Annotated in this window: 15 protein-coding genes and 4 tRNA genes; 17 read left to right on the top strand and 2 right to left on the bottom strand. The window is 60.2% G+C overall.

The window, feature by feature from the left end; genetic code table 11:
- Positions 1-4 precede the first annotated feature (4 nt).
- From SB725_RS16300 to SB725_RS16260, 9 genes are all read left to right on the top strand, one after another.
- Positions 5-80: transfer RNA gene (locus SB725_RS16300), tRNA-Ala, on the top strand.
- A gap of 79 nt (positions 81-159) precedes the next feature.
- Positions 160-235 (top strand) — tRNA-Glu (locus SB725_RS16295).
- A 53-nt stretch (positions 236-288) separates the two neighbouring features.
- Positions 289-364 (top strand) — tRNA-Ala (locus tag SB725_RS16290).
- 80 nt (positions 365-444) lie between these two features.
- A tRNA-Glu gene (locus SB725_RS16285) sits at positions 445-520 on the top strand.
- 184 nt (positions 521-704) lie between these two features.
- Positions 705-1,244, top strand: coding sequence for a TetR/AcrR family transcriptional regulator (locus SB725_RS16280; protein WP_027921598.1), 540 nt, complete (start codon positions 705-707; stop codon positions 1,242-1,244).
- Positions 1,245-1,275: 31 nt separating this feature from the next.
- On the top strand, positions 1,276-2,109 hold the full coding sequence (locus SB725_RS16275; protein WP_059181212.1) for an alpha/beta fold hydrolase: 834 nt from the start codon (positions 1,276-1,278) through the stop codon (positions 2,107-2,109).
- A 48-nt stretch (positions 2,110-2,157) separates the two neighbouring features.
- Positions 2,158-2,613 (top strand): acyl-CoA thioesterase, encoded by a 456-nt coding sequence (locus SB725_RS16270; protein ID WP_027921596.1) that lies wholly within the window; start codon positions 2,158-2,160, stop codon positions 2,611-2,613.
- A gap of 153 nt (positions 2,614-2,766) precedes the next feature.
- Positions 2,767-3,726: a tRNA dihydrouridine synthase gene (locus tag SB725_RS16265; protein WP_027921595.1), complete on the top strand. Its 960-nt coding sequence runs from the start codon at positions 2,767-2,769 to the stop codon at positions 3,724-3,726.
- Between the two features lie 120 nt (positions 3,727-3,846).
- Positions 3,847-4,293 carry an Hsp20 family protein gene (locus SB725_RS16260; protein WP_007943514.1) on the top strand — a complete coding sequence of 149 codons (447 nt, stop codon included), beginning with the start codon at positions 3,847-3,849 and terminating at the stop codon, positions 4,291-4,293.
- Positions 4,294-4,371: 78 nt separating this feature from the next.
- Here SB725_RS16260 and SB725_RS16255 read toward each other — a convergent pair whose 3' ends face one another.
- Together SB725_RS16255 and SB725_RS16250 are read right to left on the bottom strand one after the other, a co-directional pair.
- Positions 4,372-7,650: a PAS domain S-box protein gene (locus tag SB725_RS16255; protein WP_410922253.1), complete on the bottom strand. Its 3,279-nt coding sequence runs from the start codon at positions 7,648-7,650 to the stop codon at positions 4,372-4,374.
- A gap of 69 nt (positions 7,651-7,719) precedes the next feature.
- Positions 7,720-8,610, bottom strand: coding sequence for a LysR family transcriptional regulator (locus tag SB725_RS16250; RefSeq protein WP_410922251.1), 891 nt, complete (start codon positions 8,608-8,610; stop codon positions 7,720-7,722).
- Between the two features lie 142 nt (positions 8,611-8,752).
- Here SB725_RS16250 and leuC point away from each other — a divergent pair, with 142 nt between their 5' ends.
- The 8 genes from leuC to truA all read left to right on the top strand — a co-directional run bounded on the left by leuC (position 8,753) and on the right by truA (position 19,300).
- Positions 8,753-10,171, top strand: a complete 1,419-nt coding sequence (gene leuC, locus SB725_RS16245) for a 3-isopropylmalate dehydratase large subunit (protein WP_027921592.1) — start codon at positions 8,753-8,755, stop codon at positions 10,169-10,171.
- A gap of 11 nt (positions 10,172-10,182) precedes the next feature.
- Entirely contained in the window at positions 10,183-10,827 is a 645-nt protein-coding gene (gene leuD, locus SB725_RS16240) for a 3-isopropylmalate dehydratase small subunit (RefSeq protein ID WP_027921591.1), read from the top strand.
- Positions 10,828-10,973: 146 nt separating this feature from the next.
- On the top strand, positions 10,974-11,741 hold the full coding sequence (locus SB725_RS16235) for a class I SAM-dependent methyltransferase (RefSeq protein ID WP_410922250.1): 768 nt from the start codon (positions 10,974-10,976) through the stop codon (positions 11,739-11,741).
- Between the two features lie 52 nt (positions 11,742-11,793).
- On the top strand, positions 11,794-12,876 hold the full coding sequence (gene leuB, locus SB725_RS16230) for a 3-isopropylmalate dehydrogenase (RefSeq protein ID WP_410922249.1): 1,083 nt from the start codon (positions 11,794-11,796) through the stop codon (positions 12,874-12,876).
- Between the two features lie 66 nt (positions 12,877-12,942).
- Complete coding sequence (asd, locus tag SB725_RS16225) at positions 12,943-14,055, top strand: aspartate-semialdehyde dehydrogenase (RefSeq protein WP_027921588.1); 1,113 nt, start codon at positions 12,943-12,945, stop codon at positions 14,053-14,055.
- A gap of 266 nt (positions 14,056-14,321) precedes the next feature.
- The gene (locus SB725_RS16220) at positions 14,322-15,332 is read left to right on the top strand and encodes an aspartate-semialdehyde dehydrogenase (RefSeq protein WP_410922248.1); all 1,011 of its coding nucleotides are present in this window, start codon (positions 14,322-14,324) and stop codon (positions 15,330-15,332) included.
- Between the two features lie 208 nt (positions 15,333-15,540).
- Positions 15,541-18,168: a FimV/HubP family polar landmark protein gene (locus tag SB725_RS16215; protein WP_410922247.1), complete on the top strand. Its 2,628-nt coding sequence runs from the start codon at positions 15,541-15,543 to the stop codon at positions 18,166-18,168.
- Between the two features lie 307 nt (positions 18,169-18,475).
- On the top strand, positions 18,476-19,300 hold the full coding sequence (gene truA / locus SB725_RS16210) for a tRNA pseudouridine(38-40) synthase TruA (protein ID WP_027921585.1): 825 nt from the start codon (positions 18,476-18,478) through the stop codon (positions 19,298-19,300).
- Positions 19,301-19,310: the final 10 nt, after the last annotated feature.

The following is a 19,310-nucleotide window of genomic DNA, read 5'->3' as shown; positions in this document are numbered from 1 at the left end:
ATGAGGGGCTATAGCTCAGCTGGGAGAGCGCTTGCATGGCATGCAAGAGGTCGACGGTTCGATCCCGTCTAGCTCCACCAATTTACACTTCAAGGTCTGGCCACACCGGCCTTGAAGCGATCAACACTCAGCGTTGATCTGTTGTATAGAAGGGTTTGCGTCCCCTTCGTCTAGTGGCCTAGGACACCGCCCTTTCACGGCGGTAACAGGGGTTCGAGTCCCCTAGGGGACGCCAGTTTTACAGAAGCGATGTTGCAAGATGTCGCTCCGCCGCGAGGCGAAAAATCCGGGGCTATAGCTCAGCTGGGAGAGCGCTTGCATGGCATGCAAGAGGTCAACGGTTCGATCCCGTTTAGCTCCACCAATTTTACAGTTCAAGGTCTGGCCACGCAGGCCTTGAATCGATCAGCTCTCAGCACTGATCAGTTGTATAGAAGGTTTTGCGTCCCCTTCGTCTAGTGGCCTAGGACACCGCCCTTTCACGGCGGTAACAGGGGTTCGAGTCCCCTAGGGGACGCCACGATTACCCGCTCTGCGGGATTTTATAAGGGTCATTCAATTATTGAATGGCCCTTTTGTTTGTCTGGCGTTTGGCCAAATCCCCCAATTTCTTTCAAACTGTTCTTCAGACCAGCGGTCACATCCACGACTTGCGAAAAATTATTATGAGAATAATATTCTAGTCGTAATATTCGGAGGCAACGATGAACGATAAAAAAGCTCAAACCCGCGAACGCATCCTCAAGGCTGCCAGCGCAGCGCTGATTCAGCGCGGCCCGGCAGAACCGAGCGTTGGCGAAGTGATGGGCGCAGCCGGCCTGACCGTCGGCGGCTTTTATGCGCACTTCGAAAGCAAGGACGCAATGATGCTCGAAGCGTTCCAGCAGTTGCTCGGTCACCGTCGAGGCATGATCGCCGACATGGATGCCGAGTTGACTGGCGAAGAGCGTCGCGCCTTGGTGGCGGCGTTTTACCTGTCGCGTAAACACCGTGACTCTTCTGAGTCGGCGTGCCCGATTCCGGCTTCGGTCGGCGAATTGGGGCGGCTGCCGGACGCGTTTCGTGTCGCACTGAATGAGCATGTGGAAATGATGGTCGCGCAGTTGGCGGCCAGCCCGGAAGACACCGACAAAGCCCTCGCTGACATGGCGTTGATGGTGGGTGGTTTGGCGCTGGCCCGCGCGCTGGGGCCAGGAGAGTTGTCCGATCGATTGCTGCGCGCCGCCAAGTCGGCGGTGCTGTGACCTGAAGGCATTGGCCTGAGGAGTGAGAGCGATGAGCACGTTGAAGTGGGTTCGTGGCGTTAATGGCACCTTGGGCTGGTTCGCACCACAACTGGTCGCGAGCAGAATGCGACTGGCATTCATGAGCCCGCGAGCACTGCCTCCGCGTGACTGGGAACTGCCGCTGCTGGCGAAGTCCGAACGTATCACGCTGCGCTTTGGGCTCTCGGCGCTGCGCTGGGGCCAAGGCCCTGCCGTGTTGTTGATGCACGGGTGGGAAGGGCGGCCGACGCAGTTCGCCAGCATTATCACTGCGCTCGTCGATGCCGGTTACAGCGTGGTTGCCCTCGACGGTCCGGCCCATGGTCGTTCACCGGGCGAAGAAGCGAACGTCGTGCTGTTTGCCCGGGCCATGCTCGAAGCTGCCGCCGAGTTGCCGCCGCTGCAGGCGGTCATTGGTCATTCGATGGGCGGCGCCAGTGCCATGCTCGCCGTGCAACTGGGTTTGCGTACCGAAACCCTGGTCACCATCGCCGCTCCGGCGCGAATTCTCGGCGTGCTGCGCGGCTTTGCCAAGTACGTGCGACTGCCGCCGAAGGCGCGTTCGGCCTTCATCCGTCAGGTCGAGAAAGACGTCGGCATGCGCGCAGCGGCGCTGGACGTAGCGCACTATCAGCTCGACATGCCAGGCCTGATCGTCCATGCCGAAGATGACCGCTTTGTGTCGGCCAAGGAATCGCAACTGATCCACGAGGCCTGGTTTGACAGTCGCTTGCTGCGTCTCGAAGAAGGCGGTCATCAGCGGGTACTGGCCGATCCCCGGGTCATTGATGGCGTGTTATCACTCCTGGCCGGTCGCAGCCTGCATTCGCGCCAATCGGCGTAAGCATCCGTTACACTGCCCCGGTCGACATTATCTGACCGGGAGTGGGGCATGAGCTGGGATCGGGCAACGCCATTTATCATTGATCTGCAAGTGGGCGCCGAGGACATCGACGGGCTGGGTCACGCCAATAATGCGGTGTACGTGACATGGCTCGAGCGTTGCGCCTGGCGCCACTCGCAGCGTCTGGGCCTTGATCTGGTCGAATATCGGCGACTGGACCGGGCGATGGCGGTGGTGCGGCACGAGATCGATTATCTGGCTGCCGCCTACGAAGATGATGAATTGCAGTTGGCGACCTGGATCGTCGATTGGGATCAGCGCCTGAAAATGACCCGACATTTCCAGTTGAAGCGCCCGCGCGACAACACCACGTTGCTGCGCGCGCAAACCACGTTCGTCTGCATCGAACTGTCGACCGGCAAGCCAAAACGCATGCCGACCGAGTTCATTGAAGGCTACGGCCCGGCGTTATTGTCGCAAGAATTAAATACCACCCAAATCTAATGTAGGAGTGAGCCTGCTCGCGATTCAGGCGGCGCGGTTTACCCGGTACGCCGCGTCATCGTTCATCGCGAGCAGGCTCACTCCTACAAGGAATCTGCGATTCCCCGCGCAATCCAGTAAACTGCCGCACGTTTTTCGTCGAGTGTGTTTTTCATGCAAATTGCTTTGGCGCCCATGGAGGGGTTGGTCGACAACATCCTGCGGGACGTGCTGACCCGTGTGGGCGGTATCGATTGGTGCGTGACCGAGTTTATCCGGATCAACGATCAGTTGCTCACGCCTGCCTACTACCACAAGTTCGGTCCCGAGCTGCTGACCGGTGCCCGCACCGCTTCCGGCGTGCCTCTGCGTGTGCAATTGCTCGGTTCTGATCCCGTGTGCCTGGCGGAAAACGCCGCGCTGGCCTGCGAGTTGGGCTCTGAAGTCATCGACCTGAACTTCGGTTGCCCGGCCAAGACCGTCAACAAGTCTCGCGGTGGCGCGGTATTGCTCAAAGAGCCTGAACTGCTCAACGAAATCGTCGAGCACGTGCGTCGAGCGGTGCCTGCGCACATCCCGGTGACCGCCAAGATGCGCCTCGGTTTCGACAGTCCGGACGGTTCGCTGGTGTGCGCCACAGCCTTGGCTGAAGGCGGCGCAGCACACATCGTGGTGCATGCGCGGACCAAAACCGATGGCTACAAACCGCCAGCGCATTGGGAGTGGATTCCTCGTGTGCAAGAGGTGGTCAAGGTGCCGGTGTTTGCCAATGGCGACATCTGGAGTGTCGAAGACTGGCGTCGTTGCCGCGAGATCAGCGGCGTGGAAGACATCATGCTCGGCCGTGGCCTGGTCTCGCGCCCGGACCTGGCCCGGCAAATCGTGGCAGCGCGTGCCGGTGAAGAAGTGGTCGAGATGACCTGGGCCGAGCTGTTGCCGCTGCTCCAGGACTTCTGGCTGCAAGCCAAGGCGCAGATGACACCCCGCCAATCTCCCGGCCGCCTCAAGCAATGGTTGGCGATGCTGACCCGCAATTATCCGGAAGCAGTGGAGCTGTTTACTGTGTTGCGGCGTGAAACCGAGCTGGATCAGGTTTCCCGTTTGCTGGGTCTGACAGTCGCCGAAGCGGCGTAAAAAAATCTGAAAAAAGTCTCTTGAAATGCAATCAACGGTCCCTATCTAAGGGTTACGCGATGCCGAATTCGGGTCGCGGAGATAAAAAACCTTGCTGATTGTTTTCAGGAGATTTGAATCATGACTACTGCATTTTCCCTGGCCCCACTGTTCCGTTCCTCGGTAGGCTTCGACCGTTTCAACGACCTGTTCGAAACCGCCCTGCGCAACGAGCCAGGCAGCACCTACCCACCTTACAACGTGGAAAAACACGGCGATGATCAATACCGCATCGTCGTCGCCGCAGCCGGTTTCCAGGAAGAAGACCTGGACCTGCAAGTGGAGAAAGGTGTGCTGACCATCAGTGGCGGCAAACGCGAAGCGAACGAAAGCGTGACCTTCCTGCACCAAGGCATCGCCCAACGTGCGTTCAAGCTGTCGTTCCGCCTGGCGGACCACATCGAGATCAAGGCCGCTGACCTGCGTAACGGTCTGTTGAGCATCGACCTGGTGCGCATCGTTCCAGAAGAGGCGAAAGCCAAGCGTATCCCGATTAACGGGACGCAAAAACCGGCTCTGCAGCACTAAGCCAGAGCAACGAAAAGGGCGCCCTCGCGGCGCCCTTTTTTGTGCCCAAACATCACACATACCCCGTAGCAGGCCGGGTTATTTCAGGAGTTTTTGAAATGCTTCCACCGGCAACGGCCGGCTGTGTAAATACCCCTGATAGAAATGGCAGCCCAAGCCCTGCAAAAACTCCAGTTGCTCCGCCGTCTCCACCCCTTCGGCAATCACTTTCAGCTCCAGACTCCGCGCCATGGCGACAATCGCGCGGATGATCTCCGCGTCGTTCGGATCAGTCGTGGCGTCACGGATAAACGACTGATCGATCTTCAATGTGTCGACCGGCAAACGCTTGAGGTAGGTCAGCGAGGAGTAGCCGGTGCCGAAGTCGTCCATCGCGAAACTCACGCCGAGTTTTTTCAGGCGGCGCATTTTGCTGATGGTGTCTTCCAGGTTCTGGATGACGATGCCTTCGGTGATTTCCAGTTTCAGCAGCGAGCAGGGCAGGCCGTGGCTGCTGAGGCTGTGTTCGATGCGTTCGACGAAGTCGGTTTGGCGAAATTGCCTCGGACTGATGTTCACGCACAGGCTGAAGCTCAACGGGTTGACCAGGCCTTTGGCGACCAGTTGTTTGAAGGCCCCGCAAGCCTCGTCAAGAATCCAGGTGCCCACTTCGAGAATCAGCCCGCTGTCTTCCAGCACCTTGATGAACTCCGCCGGTGATTGCGGCCCGAGTTCGGGGTGGTCCCAGCGCACCAGCGCTTCGGCGCCGACAATGCGATTGCCCCGGGCGTCGATTTGCGGTTGGTAATGCACATGGAATTCGCCGCGAGAAAGCGCCAGGCGCAGGTCGGTTTCCATGCGCAGGCGTTCGCTGGCGGCCTTTTGCATGGTGTTGTGATACATCTGCGTGGTGTTGCGGCCCGAGTCCTTGGCGCGGTACAGCGCGATGTCGGCGCGTTTGAGCAGGTCAGTCGGGGTCGAACCGTGGTCGGGAATCAGCGCGATGCCGATGCTCGGCGTCACTTGCAGGCGCTGGCCATCGAGGAACATCGGTTCCGACAACAGTTCTCGCAAGGTGTCGGCCAGCTCCCGGACCTGGGCGCTGACTTCGTTGCGCGAACCTTCCAGGCCGCTGAGCAACACCACAAATTCGTCACCGCCCAGCCGCGCCACGGTGTCTTCCATGCGCACGCTGGCTTCCAGTCGCGCGGTGATGATTTTCAGCACGGTATCGCCGACCGGGTGGCCGAGGGAGTCGTTGATGTGCTTGAAGTGATCGAGGTCGAGGAACAACAGCGCACCGCGCAGGCTGTGGCGCTTGAGCAGGGCGATCTGCTGGCTCAGGCGATCCATCAGCAGCGCGCGGTTGGGCAGGTTGGTCAGGGGGTCGTGGTAGGCCAAATGACGGATTTGCGCTTCGGCGTTTTTCAGCAGGCTGACATCGCGGGCGGTCAGCAACAGGCAGGCGGTTTCGTTGAGGGTGATCGGCTCGACCGAGACTTCGACGGTCAGCAATTCCCCACGTTTATTGCGCCCGAGCATTTCCTGGTGATGCACGCGGCCCTTGAGCTGTAGCTCGGCGAGCAACGCTGAGCGTTGTTTCTCTTCGGCCCAGATGCCCACTTGATACACCGTGCGACCGATCACTTCCTGGGCACGATAGCCAGTCAGGCGGCAGAAGCCGTCGTTGACCTCCAGATATCGCCCGGTATCGCGCTCGGTAATGGTGATGGCGTCGGGGCTCGAGTGGAACGCCTTGGCGAACTTCTCTTCACTGGCCTTGAGCGCCGCTTCGGAGCGTTGTTGCTGGGTGATGTCGCGCAAGGTGGTGACGATGCAGGGTTGGTTATCGACGTTGATCTTGCGGCTGGAAATCACGCAGGTCAGCGATTGCCCGTCCTTGTGCTGGGCGATGATGGCGACATTGTTCAGTCCTTGTTCGCGGATGACCTGTTCGATCCGTTGCAGGCTTTTCGCCGAGGCGTCCCACAGGCCGATTTCGTCGGCGCTGCGGCCAATCACTTCGGCGGCGCTCCAGCCGAAGGTCTGGGTGAAGCTGGAGTTGATCTCGATGAACTGGCCGGTGTCCTGGCGCGTCACGCAAATCGGGTCCGGGCTGACCTGGAACAGCGTGGCGAATTTTTCTTCGGAGGCCACCAGCCGCTGCTCGCGCTCCACCTGATCGGTGATGTCCAGGAGGGTACCGGCCATGCGCAACGGGAAACCGTTTTCATCGCGGTAGAGGCGGGCGCGGCTTTCCAGGTAGCGCGAGCTGCCGTCTGGCAGTTGCACGCGGTAAGTCAGCTGATAATTGCCGGCCGGGCCTTCGCGCAGGCTGCGGTAGGCGTCGCGCATGGTGTCGCGTTCTTCGCCGGGCACGCCTTCGAAAAATTCCTCGAAGGATTCATGGAAGGGCTTGGCTTCCAGTCCGTGCAACTGGGCGGCTCGCGCCGAGCCGTAGAGCATGCCGCTGGGGATGTGCCAGTCCCAGGTGCCGAGTTGCGCCGAGTCGAGGGCGAGGTCGAGACGTTCCTGGCTATCCTTGAGGGCTTGTTCAGCGATTTTTCGCTCGGTGGTGTCGAGGAAGGTGCTCAGCAGATACGGCTGGCCCTCGAGTTCGACTTTTTGTGCGCTGAGGATGCCATCGAGGACCTGCCCGTTGCTGGCGCGAAACTGCACCTCCATGCTGATCAACTCGCCTTTGGCCTTGGTGGCCGTGACCAGTTTGGCGCGTTGCTCCGGGTGCACCCACAGGCCCAGTTCCAGCGTGGTGCGGCCTATCGCGTTTTGCACCGGCCAGCCGAACAGGCTTTCGAAATACTGGTTGGCTTCGGTGATCAGGCCGTCTTCCTGGCGGGTCAGCAACACCATGTTCGGGCACAGGTGAAACAGCGTGGCGAAGCGTTTTTCCGAACTGCTCAGGGCTTGTTCGCGCTGGCGCTGGTGGGTGATCTCGCGGATCACCCCGATCATGCGTGGTCGTCCGTGTTTATCCGGCAGCAGGCTGCCGCTGATTTCCAGCCAGTGCAGGCTGCCGTCGGGCCAGCGGATGCGGTGATGCATCGCTTGCTCAAGCGGCGCGCCGGCAATCACCGCATGGAATGCGCGAACGGTTTTCGCCCGGTCTTCGGGCGGCAGCAAATCGAGGTATTCCAGGTCCTCGGGCAATGGCACGTGCGGATCGAAACCAAACAGCGCCTGAGTCCCCCGCGACCAGCTGATCTGCCCACGTTCGATGTCCCAATACCAGGCCCCCAGCCGAGCGCCGTTGAGGGCGGCGAGCAATTGTGGCGCGCTTTCCCAGCTCAGTTCGGACCTTTTTGGGTCAAGCGCCTGGATGCGCGGCATCGGCGGAACAAGGTCAACAGATTTCGGCATTGGCAGCAGGCCTTGGGCGGATATGGGCGTTAGGCACAGGAATTCGCAGCACTATAGGCGTAGCACACGTTAGCCTTGAGTCCCTGGCAAATCGAGTTGTGCATCCAGCAAAGCCATAAAAGCCCTTGCCGCATTCGATAGCGTCCTTTCGGTGTGCAAGATATAGCCTAGCTGGCGAGTCAGTTGTATGCCCGGCAAAGGTATTCGCGCAACCTGATCATCGAGCATCGTACGCGGCAACACGCTCCAGGCCAGGCCGATCGAGACCATCATCTTGATCGTTTCCAGATAATTCGTGCTCATGGCGATGTTCGGGGTCAGGCCCTGCGCCTCAAATAACCGCTGCACGATGTGATGAGTAAAGGTGTTGCCGCCGGGGAAGACGGCGGGGTGCAGGGCAATGTCGGCCAGGGTGACCGGGCCGTTGCTGATAAGCGAATGCTCCGGGGCGACCACGAAATCCAGCGGGTCGTCCCACACCGGTGTTGCCTTGACCAATGAATGGGGCTCCGGCGCCAAGGTAATCACCGCCAGTTCCGCGCGGCCATGGAGGATTTCTTCGTAGGCCACTTCCGAATCGAGGAACTGAATATCCAGCGCCACTTGTGGGTAACTTCGGGTGAACTCCCTTAATAAGGGCGGCAAACGGTGCAGGCCGATGTGGTGACTGGTCGCCAGGGTCAGGCGGCCGGTCACTTCGCCGGTCAGATTGGTCAGGGCGCGCCGGGTGTCGTCCAGCACATTCAAAATCTGATAGGCCCGAGGCAGCAGGGCGCGACCGGCCTCGGTCAGGCCGACTTCACGGCCGAGGCGATCAAACAGGCGCACCTTCAATTGCTGCTCCAGCCCGGCGATGCGTTTGCTGATGGCGGGCTGTGTCAGGTGCAGCCGCTCGCCGGCGCCGGAGAAGCTGCCGGTCTCGGCAATGGCGATAAAAGCATTGAGGTTGGCCAGATCCATTGCGGTATTCCAGTTGGTTATCCAAAGCATAAAAAATATGAATTTGAGTTATTTAATGTAACCCCCTAGGATCGACCTCACAAGCCAAAGGGTTATACAAACGGCCCGGGGCATAGAAACAAGCTGATGAGGAAACCGTCTGATGGCCGGCAAAACGCTCTACGACAAGCTCTGGGATTCGCATTTGGTCAAACAGCGCGACGATGGCTCTGCGCTGATTTATATCGATCGTCACATCATCCACGAAGTGACCTCGCCGCAAGCCTTTGAAGGCCTGCGTCTGGCCGGGCGCAAGCCTTGGCGCATCGATGCCAACATCGCGACCCCGGACCACAACGTACCGACAACCCCGGAGCGCAAGGGCGGCATCGAAGCGATTGTCGACCAGGTCTCGCGTTTGCAGGTTCAGACCCTCGACGACAACTGCGATGAATACGGCATCGTCGAATTCAAGATGAACGACATTCGCCAAGGCATCGTTCACGTCATCGGCCCGGAGCAGGGCGCGACCTTGCCGGGCATGACCGTGGTTTGCGGCGACTCCCACACCTCGACCCACGGTGCGTTCGGTGCCCTGGCTCACGGTATCGGCACTTCCGAGGTCGAGCACGTGCTCGCCACTCAGTGCCTGGTCGCCAAGAAAATGAAGAACATGCTGGTGTCGGTCGAAGGCAAATTGCCGTTCGGCGTGACCGCCAAGGACATCGTCCTCGCCGTGATCGGCAAGATCGGCACCGCCGGCGGTAACGGCCACGCCATCGAGTTCGCCGGTAGCGCAATTCGCGACTTGTCCGTTGAAGGCCGCATGACCATTTGCAACATGTCCATCGAGGCCGGCGCACGCGTAGGTCTGGTGGCGGCTGACGAAAAAACCGTGGCTTACGTGAAGGGCCGTCCATTCGCCCCGAAAGGCGCGGAATGGGACTTGGCTGTCGAAGCGTGGAAAGACCTGGTGTCTGACGCGGATGCGAAGTTTGACACCATCGTTGAACTCGACGCGACCCAGATCAAGCCGCAAGTCAGCTGGGGCACCTCGCCTGAAATGGTCCTGGCCGTGGATCAGAACGTGCCGGACCCGGCGAAGGAAATGGACCTGGTCAAACGCGATTCGATCGTGCGCGCCTTGAAGTACATGGGTTTGACCGCCAATCAGGCGATCACCGACATTCAACTGGACCGCGTGTTCATCGGCTCCTGCACGAACTCGCGGATCGAAGACTTGCGCGCCGCAGCCGTCATCGCCAAGGGCCGCAAAGTGGCGTCGACCATCAAGCAAGCCATCGTCGTGCCGGGCTCGGGTCTGGTGAAGGCGCAGGCCGAAGCCGAAGGACTGGACAAGATTTTCCTCGAAGCCGGTTTTGAATGGCGCGAGCCGGGTTGCTCGATGTGCCTGGCGATGAACCCGGACCGTTTGGAGTCGGGCGAGCATTGCGCGTCGACCTCCAACCGCAACTTCGAAGGCCGTCAGGGCGCCGGTGGTCGTACTCACCTCGTCAGCCCGGCAATGGCCGCCGCCGCTGCTGTAAACGGTCGTTTCGTCGACGTCCGTGAATTGATCTAAAGGAGCGCAGCATGAAAGCTTTTACCCAGCACACTGGTCTTGTCGCGCCTTTGGATCGTGCCAACGTCGACACCGATCAGATCATCCCGAAGCAGTTCTTGAAGTCGATCAAGCGCACCGGTTTCGGTCCGAACCTGTTCGATGAATGGCGTTACCTGGATGTCGGGCAACCGTATCAGGACAACTCCAAGCGTCCGCTGAACAAGGACTTCGTCCTCAACGCCGAACGTTATCAAGGCGCCAGCGTATTGCTGGCCCGTGAGAACTTCGGTTGCGGCTCCAGTCGTGAACACGCGCCGTGGGCGCTGGAAGAATACGGTTTCCGCAGCATCATCGCGCCGAGCTACGCCGACATCTTCTTCAACAACAGTTTCAAGAACGGCTTGCTGCCGATCATCTTGAGCGACGCTGAGGTTGATGAACTGTTCCAGCAGGTTGAAGCGAATCCGGGCTATCAATTGCAGGTCGACCTGCAAGCCCAGACGGTGACCCGTCCGGATGGCAAGGTGCATAACTTTGAGATCGATGCGTTCCGCAAGCATTGCCTGTTGAACGGTCTGGACGATATCGGCCTGACGTTGCAGGACCATGAAGCAATTGCAACGTTTGAAGCCAAGCACCGGGCGAGCCAGCCCTGGTTGTTTCGCGACGCGTGATTAGGCTGAGATTTATGTAGATAGGGCTGGTCTCATCGCGGGCAAGCCCGCTCCCACAGGAGCTTGCGGTGTACACAAAACCTGTGGGAGCCGGGCTTGCCCGCGATGAGGCCGGAACTGGCACCACAAAATCAAAGGAAGTGACCATGACCAGCACCGCCCAGCACACCCAGGTCGTCCAAAAGCAATTCGGTGAGCAGGCTTCGGCCTACCTGAGCAGCGCCGTTCACGCTCAAGGTACCGAATTCGCGCTGCTACAAGCCGAACTGGCCGGGCAGGGCGATGCTCGGGTACTGGACCTGGGTTGCGGCGCCGGTCACGTGAGTTTTCACGTGGCTTCGCTGGTCAAGGAAGTGGTGGCCTACGACCTGTCGCAGCAAATGCTCGACGTGGTCGCCGGTGCTGCCGTTGATCGTGGCTTGAGCAATGTATCGACGGTCCTCGGTGCCGCCGAGCGCCTGCCGTTCGCCGATGGCGAGTTCGACTTCGTGTTCAGCCGTTATTCGGCGCACCATTGGAGTGATCTCGGTCTGGCGCTGCGGGAAGTGCGTCGGGTGCTGAAGCCGGGCGGCGTGGCAGCGTTCGTCGACGTGTTGTCACCGGGCAGCCCGTTGTTCGACACTTACCTGCAAAGCGTCGAAGTGCTGCGCGACACCAGCCATGTGCGCGATTATTCCGCCAGCGAGTGGTTGCGCCAGGTCAGCGAAGCGGGGTTGCATACCCGCAGCACCACGCGCCAACGGCTGCGTCTGGAGTACACCTCCTGGGTCGAGCGCATGCGCACACCTGAAGTGATGCGCGCGGCAATCCGCGAGCTGCAGCAGTCGATGGGCAACGAAGTGCGCGAATATTTTGAGATTGAGGCTGATGGCTCGTTCAGTACCGATGTATTGGTTCTGATGGCCGAGCGATAGAATTTTTCCGGGTGTGCCCAAGGGGCGCACCGACTGATGACATGAGGAAAGCATGAGCAAGCAGATTCTGATTCTCCCAGGTGACGGTATTGGCCCGGAAATCATGGCCGAAGCGGTCAAGGTGCTGGAATTGGCCAGCGACAAGTTCTCCCTGGGCTTCGAGCTGAGCCACGACGTGATCGGCGGCGCTGCCATCGACAAGCACGGCGTGCCATTGGCCGACGAAACCCTGGAGCGCGCCCGCGCCGCCGACGCTGTGCTGCTGGGTGCCGTGGGCGGCCCGAAGTGGGACACCATCGAGCGTGACATCCGCCCTGAGCGCGGTCTGTTGAAAATCCGTGCGCAACTGGGCCTGTTCGGCAACCTGCGTCCGGCGATCCTGTACCCGCAACTGGCCGAGGCTTCGAGCCTGAAGCCGGAAATCGTCGCCGGCCTGGACATCCTGATCGTCCGTGAGCTGACCGGGGGTATTTACTTCGGCGCGCCACGCGGCACCCGCACCCTGGAAAACGGCGAGCGTCAGTCCTACGACACCCTGCCGTACAGCGAAAGCGAAATTCGCCGCATCGCCCGCGTCGGCTTCGACATGGCCATGGTGCGCGGCAAAAAGCTCTGCTCGGTGGACAAGGCCAACGTATTGGCGTCCAGCCAGCTGTGGCGTGAAGTCGTCGAGGAAGTGGCCAAGGATTACCCGCAAGTCGAATTGAGCCACATGTACGTCGACAACGCTGCCATGCAGCTGGTGCGAGCACCGAAGCAGTTCGACGTGATCGTCACCGACAACATGTTCGGCGACATCCTGTCCGACCAGGCCTCGATGCTCACCGGTTCCATCGGTATGCTGCCGTCGGCGTCCCTGGACACCAACAACAAGGGCATGTACGAGCCGTGCCACGGTTCGGCGCCGGACATCGCCGGCAAGGGCATCGCCAACCCGTTGGCGACCATTTTGTCGGTGTCGATGATGTTGCGTTACAGCTTCAACCAGCAGGCTGCAGCCGATGCCATCGAGAAAGCCGTGAGCCTGGTCCTGGACCGAGGCCTGCGCACGGGCGACATCTGGTCGGCAGGTTGCACTAAAGTCGGTACGCAGGAAATGGGTGACGCAGTAGTCGCCGCGCTGCGGAATCTGTAATCTCTCGGGCCCGCTGCGAAATTCAATACAAAGCAGCGGCCCACTTTTTAAGAAGGTGTAGTTGCGATGAAACGTGTAGGTCTGATCGGTTGGCGCGGTATGGTCGGTTCCGTGCTCATGCAGCGGATGCTGGAAGAGCAGGATTTCGATCTTATCGAGCCGGTGTTTTTCACCACTTCCAATGTCGGTGGCCAAGGCCCGTCCGTGGGCAAGGACATTGCTCCGCTCAAGGACGCTTACAGCATTGAAGAGCTGAAAACCCTTGACGTGATTCTGACCTGCCAGGGTGGCGACTACACCAGCGAAGTGTTCCCCAAGCTGCGTGAAGCCGGCTGGCAGGGTTACTGGATCGACGCCGCTTCCAGCCTGCGCATGCAGGATGACGCGGTCATCGTCCTGGACCCGGTCAACCGCAAGGTCATCGACCAGCAGCTGGATGCGGGCACCAAGAACTACATCGGCGGCAACTGCACCGTCAGCCTGATGCTGATGGGCCTGGGCGGTCTGTTCGAAGCCGGTCTGGTCGAGTGGATGAGTGCCATGACCTATCAGGCGGCCTCCGGTGCCGGCGCGCAGAACATGCGTGAACTGATCAAGCAAATGGGCGCGACCCACGCCGCTGTTGCCGATCAACTGGCCGACCCGGCCAGCGCGATCCTCGACATCGACCGTCGTGTGGCCGAAGCCATGCGCAGCGAAGCGTACCCGACCGAAAACTTCGGCGTACCACTGGCCGGCAGCCTGATCCCATGGATTGACAAGGAACTGCCGAACGGTCAGAGCCGTGAAGAGTGGAAGGCTCAGGCCGAAACCAACAAGATCCTTGGTCGCTTCAAGAGCCCGATTCCGGTCGACGGTATCTGCGTGCGCATCGGCGCCATGCGTTGCCACAGCCAGGCGCTGACCATCAAACTGAACAAAGACGTGCCGATCGCCGACATCGAAGGGCTGATCAGCCAGCACAACCCTTGGGTCAAACTGGTACCGAACAACCGCGACATCAGCATTCAGGAACTGAGCCCGACGAAAGTCACTGGCACCCTGAACGTGCCGGTGGGCCGTCTGCGCAAGCTGAACATGGGTTCGCAATTTGTCGGTGCTTTCACCGTCGGCGACCAACTGCTATGGGGCGCGGCCGAACCGCTGCGTCGCATGCTGCGGATTCTGCTTGAGCGTTGATCGGTTGAAGTAATGAAGAAACCCGTGCCTTGAAAGAGGTGCGGGTTTTTTTATTCCTGTAGCAACTGGCGAAGCCTGCGTTCGGCTGCGCAGCAGTCGTAAAACCTGAGTGTGCGGTTCTTCTGAATGATCGGGGATCCCCAAAGCGAGGACTTCGTCCTCGAACGCAGCCTTCGGCAGCGGCTGCAAGGTTTCGCGCGTCGAATTGCCTGTATCCCCACCACCCGGTAAAGTGCCGCTCCCCCCGTTTCGCCTGAGGTAGAACCATGAGCCAGTCCTTTGATATCGCCGTCGTCGGCGCCACCGGTACTGTCGGCGAAACGCTCGTGCAGATTCTTGAAGAGCGCGACTTCCCGGTCGGCGACTTGCACCTGCTGGCGAGCAGCGAATCGGCCGGTCATTCGGTACCGTTTCGCGGCAAGAACGTACGGGTGCGAGAGGTCGATGAGTTCGATTTCAGTAAAGTCCAGTTGGTGTTTTTCGCCGCCGGCCCGGCAGTAACCCTCAGTTTCGCCTCCCGCGCGACCGCTGCCGGTTGCTCGGTGATCGACCTGTCTGGCGCTTTGTCGGCTGATCAGGCGCCGCAAGTGGTGCCTGAAGCCAATGCCGAAATCCTCGCGACGTTGAAAAAGCCCTTTCAGGTCAGCAGCCCAAGCCCGTCCGCCACCACCCTGGCCGTGGTACTGGCGCCGTTGCTTTCGGTGATTGACCTGCAGCGGGTCAACGTCACCGCCAGCCTGGCGGTCTCCGCCCAAGGTCGCGAAGCGGTGAAGGAGCTGGCCCGGCAAACCGCCGAGCTGCTCAACGTGCGCCCGCTGGAGCCAACTTTCTTCGATCGGCAAATGGCGTTCAACCTGTTGGCTCAGGTCGGCAAACCGGATGAGCAGGGCCATACGCTGCTGGAAAAACGACTGGTGCGTGAGTTGCGTCAGGTGATTGCGCGGCCTCAATTAAAGATTTCCGTCACTTGCATTCAAGCCCCGGTGTTTTTTGGCGATAGCTTTAGCGTGACCTTGCAGTCAGGGAGCGCTGTCGACCTGGCGAAAGTCAACGCGGCGCTGGAAGATGCACCCGGTATCGAGCTGGTTGAAACCGGCGATTATCCGACCGCAGTGGGCGATGCGGTAGGGCAGGACGTGGTGTACGTCGGTCGGGTTCGCAGCGGTGTCGACGACCTGTCGGAACTTAATTTGTGGCTGACGTCAGATAACGTACGCAAAGGCGCCGCGCTCAATGCTGTGCAGGTGGCTGAATTGTTGATAAAAGACCAGCTGTAAAAGATACTTGGCAACAATTCACAGAATGATTCTAGCCGGGCGCTATGCTTGGCCGCACTGCTGAAGGAAAGCCCCTCTATGGGGTTTTGCGGGGCAGGCAAGAAATGATCGCGCGCGATGACACTTCGACGCCGCGCGCAATGCCTTACGGCAGCGACTATCAATACCTTCTCGCTGGCCGAGGAATGTTCAAACAAAGGATGAGGCTATGGTTCAAGTTCGCAAACTGGTGTTAGCAATTGCGGCCGCCTCGGCGCTGTCATCCGGTATGGCGCATGCCCTCGGGCTCGGGGAACTGACCCTGAAGTCGACGCTGAACCAACCCCTGGTGGCGGAAATCGAGCTGCTCGACGTCAAGGATCTTACGGCCGCCGAAGTGGTGCCGAGCCTGGCCTCGCCTGAAGATTTCGCCAAGGCCGGCGTCGACCGTCAGGCCTTTCTCAATGACCTGACCTTCACCCCTGTGCTTAACGCCAGCGGTAAAAGCATCCTGCGTGTGACTTCCAGCAAGCCCCTGTCTGAACCGATGGTGAAATTCCTGGTTCAGGTCATGTGGCCTAACGGTCGCCTGCTGCGTGATTACAGCGTACTGCTCGATCCGTCCAAATTCTCGCCGCAGACCGCTGAAGCGGCTGCGCAGTCAGCGCCAACTTCAAACGTTACTGCGCCGGTGACGGGTGCCACCAAACCGGCTCAATACACCACCACCCCGCGCGATACCCTGTGGGAAATCGCTGCGAAGGCGCGTAACGGTGGTTCGGTTCAGCAAACCATGCTGGCCATTCAGGCACTGAACCCGGATGCCTTTATCGACGGCAACATCAACCGGCTGAAAACCGGCCAGGTGCTGCGCATGCCGGATCAGGCGCAAGCCACCACGCTGCCGCAACCCAAGGCAATCGCTGAAGTGGCCGCGCAGAACACCGCATGGCGCCAGGGGCGTCGTTATGTGGCGAAACCCGGCACCGGGCAGCAACAACTCGATGCCACCAAGCGCGGTCGAGCTGACGCCGGTAGTGCAGAACCTGCCAAGGACAAGCTGAGCCTGGTCTCTGCCGAATCCGGCAAGGCCGGTGGTAAAGGTGTCGCGGGCGATGCCAAGAACCTGAGCAACAAATTGGCTGTGACCCAGGAAAGCCTCGACACGACCCGTCGTGACAACGCTGAACTGAAAAGTCGCATGACCGATCTGCAAAGCCAGCTGGACAAGCTGCAAAAACTGATCGAACTGAAGAACAATCAACTGGCCAGGATGCAGGCAGAAGGCGCGGCGGGTGCACCTGCTGCTGCGACTGAGACCGCTCCGGCCATGTCGGCTGAGTTGGCAGCCAACCCTGCGCCGGCACCGGCTGAGGTGGCGCCGGCTCCGGCGGCGGCCCCTGAAGTGACACCGGCACCTGCCGAGCCGGCAATCGAGCCGACACCAGCGGTCTCCGACGACCAGAAGTTCAACGAACTGCTGACCAATCCGATCCTGCTGGGGCTGATCGGTGGCGGTGCGGTGGTGTTGGCACTCTTGCTGCTGTTGCTGGCGCGTCGCCGCAAAGCCCAGCAAGAAGCCGAGAAACATCTGCGCATGGCCCGTGCGTTGTCTGAAGAACAGAACATGTCCTTCGACAACGACCTGCCGGAAAGCAGCTTCGAAGGCCTGGAAGTGCCACCGCCTAGCGTGAAGCTCGCCACTGCGCCGACGCCTGCACCGGCTCCTGCACCTGCTCCTAAGCCAGCGCCTGCACCGGTTGTGATGACTACGCCGATTGCAGCACCTCTGGTGTCGCCGGCTGGCGAGCGTGATGACGACGTGTTGACCAAGGCGCAGTCGCACATTGCTGCGGGTCGTCTGAACCAGGCTGCCGCGTTGCTGGAAGACGGTATCAAGCAAGAGCCGCAGCGCAGTGACCTGCGTTTGAAGCTGATGGAAGTGTGCGGTCAGCAAGGCGACCGTGATGCGTTTGTGGGCCAGGAGCGCCAACTGGTCGCTAACGGCGATAACTTCGCCCAAGTCGAAAAACTCAAGACCCGTTTCCCGGCCATGGCCGTGGTTGCCGCCAGTGGCCTGGCTGCGGCCGCCATCGCTGCGGAACTGGATGCGCAGTACGTCAAGGACCTGCTGTTGGACGAGCCGCAAGCGCCGGCAACCGCAGCCGATGATGACTTCGACAGCGCGTTCGACCTGAGCCTGGACGACCTGGAAGCCGCTTCCCCGGCTGTGGTTGCGCCTGAGGCAGACGTGTCGACCGAGCTGGACGAATTCCCGCTGGATGACGATTTGAGCTTTGAATCGGTGCTGCAGCAGCAAACCGACATCAAGGACAACCTCGACGACCTGTCGGACTTCGATCTGGACATGGACCTGGGTGCAGACCCGACGCCGGCCATGCTCGTTGAAGACGGCTTCCTGCTGGACCTGGACGAAGGCGTGAAAGACTTTCCGGTCGTGCCTGAAGCGCCTCAGGACGATCTGGAATTACCTGCCGATTTTGACCTGTCGCTGGCGGATGAAATGGACGCGGCTCCGGCCAAGCCTGCCATCGCTGATGTTCCGGATGACTTTGAAGCAGAACTGGATGACGTCAACGCCGAACTGGATCGTCTGTCCCAGAGCATTGGCGAGCCGCGCTTCACCGCAGAAGATGCCCTGGCGTCGGCGGCGGATGAGCCGGACTTCGACTTCCTCTCCGGTACGGATGAAGTCGCTACCAAACTCGATCTGGCCCAGGCCTACATCGACATGGGCGACAACGATGGCGCTCGGGACATCCTCAATGAGGTGGTGACCGAGGGTGATGCCGGGCAGAAGAGCGAAGCCAAGGAAATGCTTTCGCGTCTGGTTTGAGTGACCCGTCAGCAGTAAATAAAACGGCAGCCCATTGAGGTTGCCGTTTTTGTTTGAGTGGTGAGCAAGTGGGTGTCTGGTCTTTTGCTATCGTCGGAACGCCGCCGGGTGCAAGCTCGTTCCCACAGTGGATTTGCGCTGTTCACAGACCCCCTGTGGGAGCGAGCTTGCTCGCAATGAGACCCTGACATTCGCCGCCGATGCTGAAGCCACTCTGGCGTCTCGGTCCGGCGGCCTTATAATGCCCGCCTTTGCGTAGATCAGCAGGCTGTACCCCTTGGCAAATATAGATAATCCGGCTGCGGAAATGGCGGCCGACGGCTTTTACCGGATCGCATTGGGCGTTGAATACAAAGGCTCGCGTTATCGCGGCTGGCAGCGCCAGGCCTCCGGTGTGCTCACGGTGCAGGAAACCCTTGAGAAAGCCTTGTCCAAAGTCGCCGACTCACCGGTGTCGCTGCTGTGCGCCGGGAGAACGGACGCGGGCGTGCATGCCTGTGGTCAGGTGGTGCATTTCGATACCCAGGTCGAGCGGTCGATGAAGGCCTGGGTCATGGGCGCCAACATCAATTTGCCCCACGACGTCAGCGTCAGTTGGGCCAAGGTCATGCCGGCGCATTTCCATGCGCGGTTCAAGGCCATTGCCCGGCGTTACCGCTACGTGATCTACAACGATCAGATCCGCCCGGCGCACCTCAACGAAGAAATCACCTGGAACCACCGTCCGCTGGACGTCCAGCGCATGGCCGAGGCCGCGCAGTACCTGGTCGGCACCCATGATTTCAGTGCGTTCCGCGCCGGTCAGTGCCAGGCCAAATCGCCGATCAAGGAATTGCATCACCTGCGCGTCACCCGTCACGGCAAGATGATTGTGCTGGATATCCGTGCCAGCGCGTTCCTGCACCACATGGTGCGCAACATTGCCGGCGTGCTGATGACCATCGGTGCCGGCGAGCGCCCGGTGGAGTGGATGAAGGAAGTGCTGGAAAGCCGCATTCGCCGATCTGGCGGGGTCACCGCACATCCGTTTGGCCTGTATCTGGTGCAGGTCGAGTACCGCGACGAGTTCGAATTGCCCGAGCGTTACATCGGCCCACACTTCCTGACCGGTTTCACGGAACTTGACGGCTGACGCCCTCGAA

This window comes from Pseudomonas sp. SIMBA_041 (assembly GCF_046535095.1).
In the GTDB taxonomy this organism is placed as follows: Bacteria; Pseudomonadota; Gammaproteobacteria; order Pseudomonadales; family Pseudomonadaceae; genus Aquipseudomonas; species Aquipseudomonas mucoides.
Note: the sequence above shows the minus strand (reverse complement) of the source record. Positions and strands in the feature narration are given on the sequence as shown.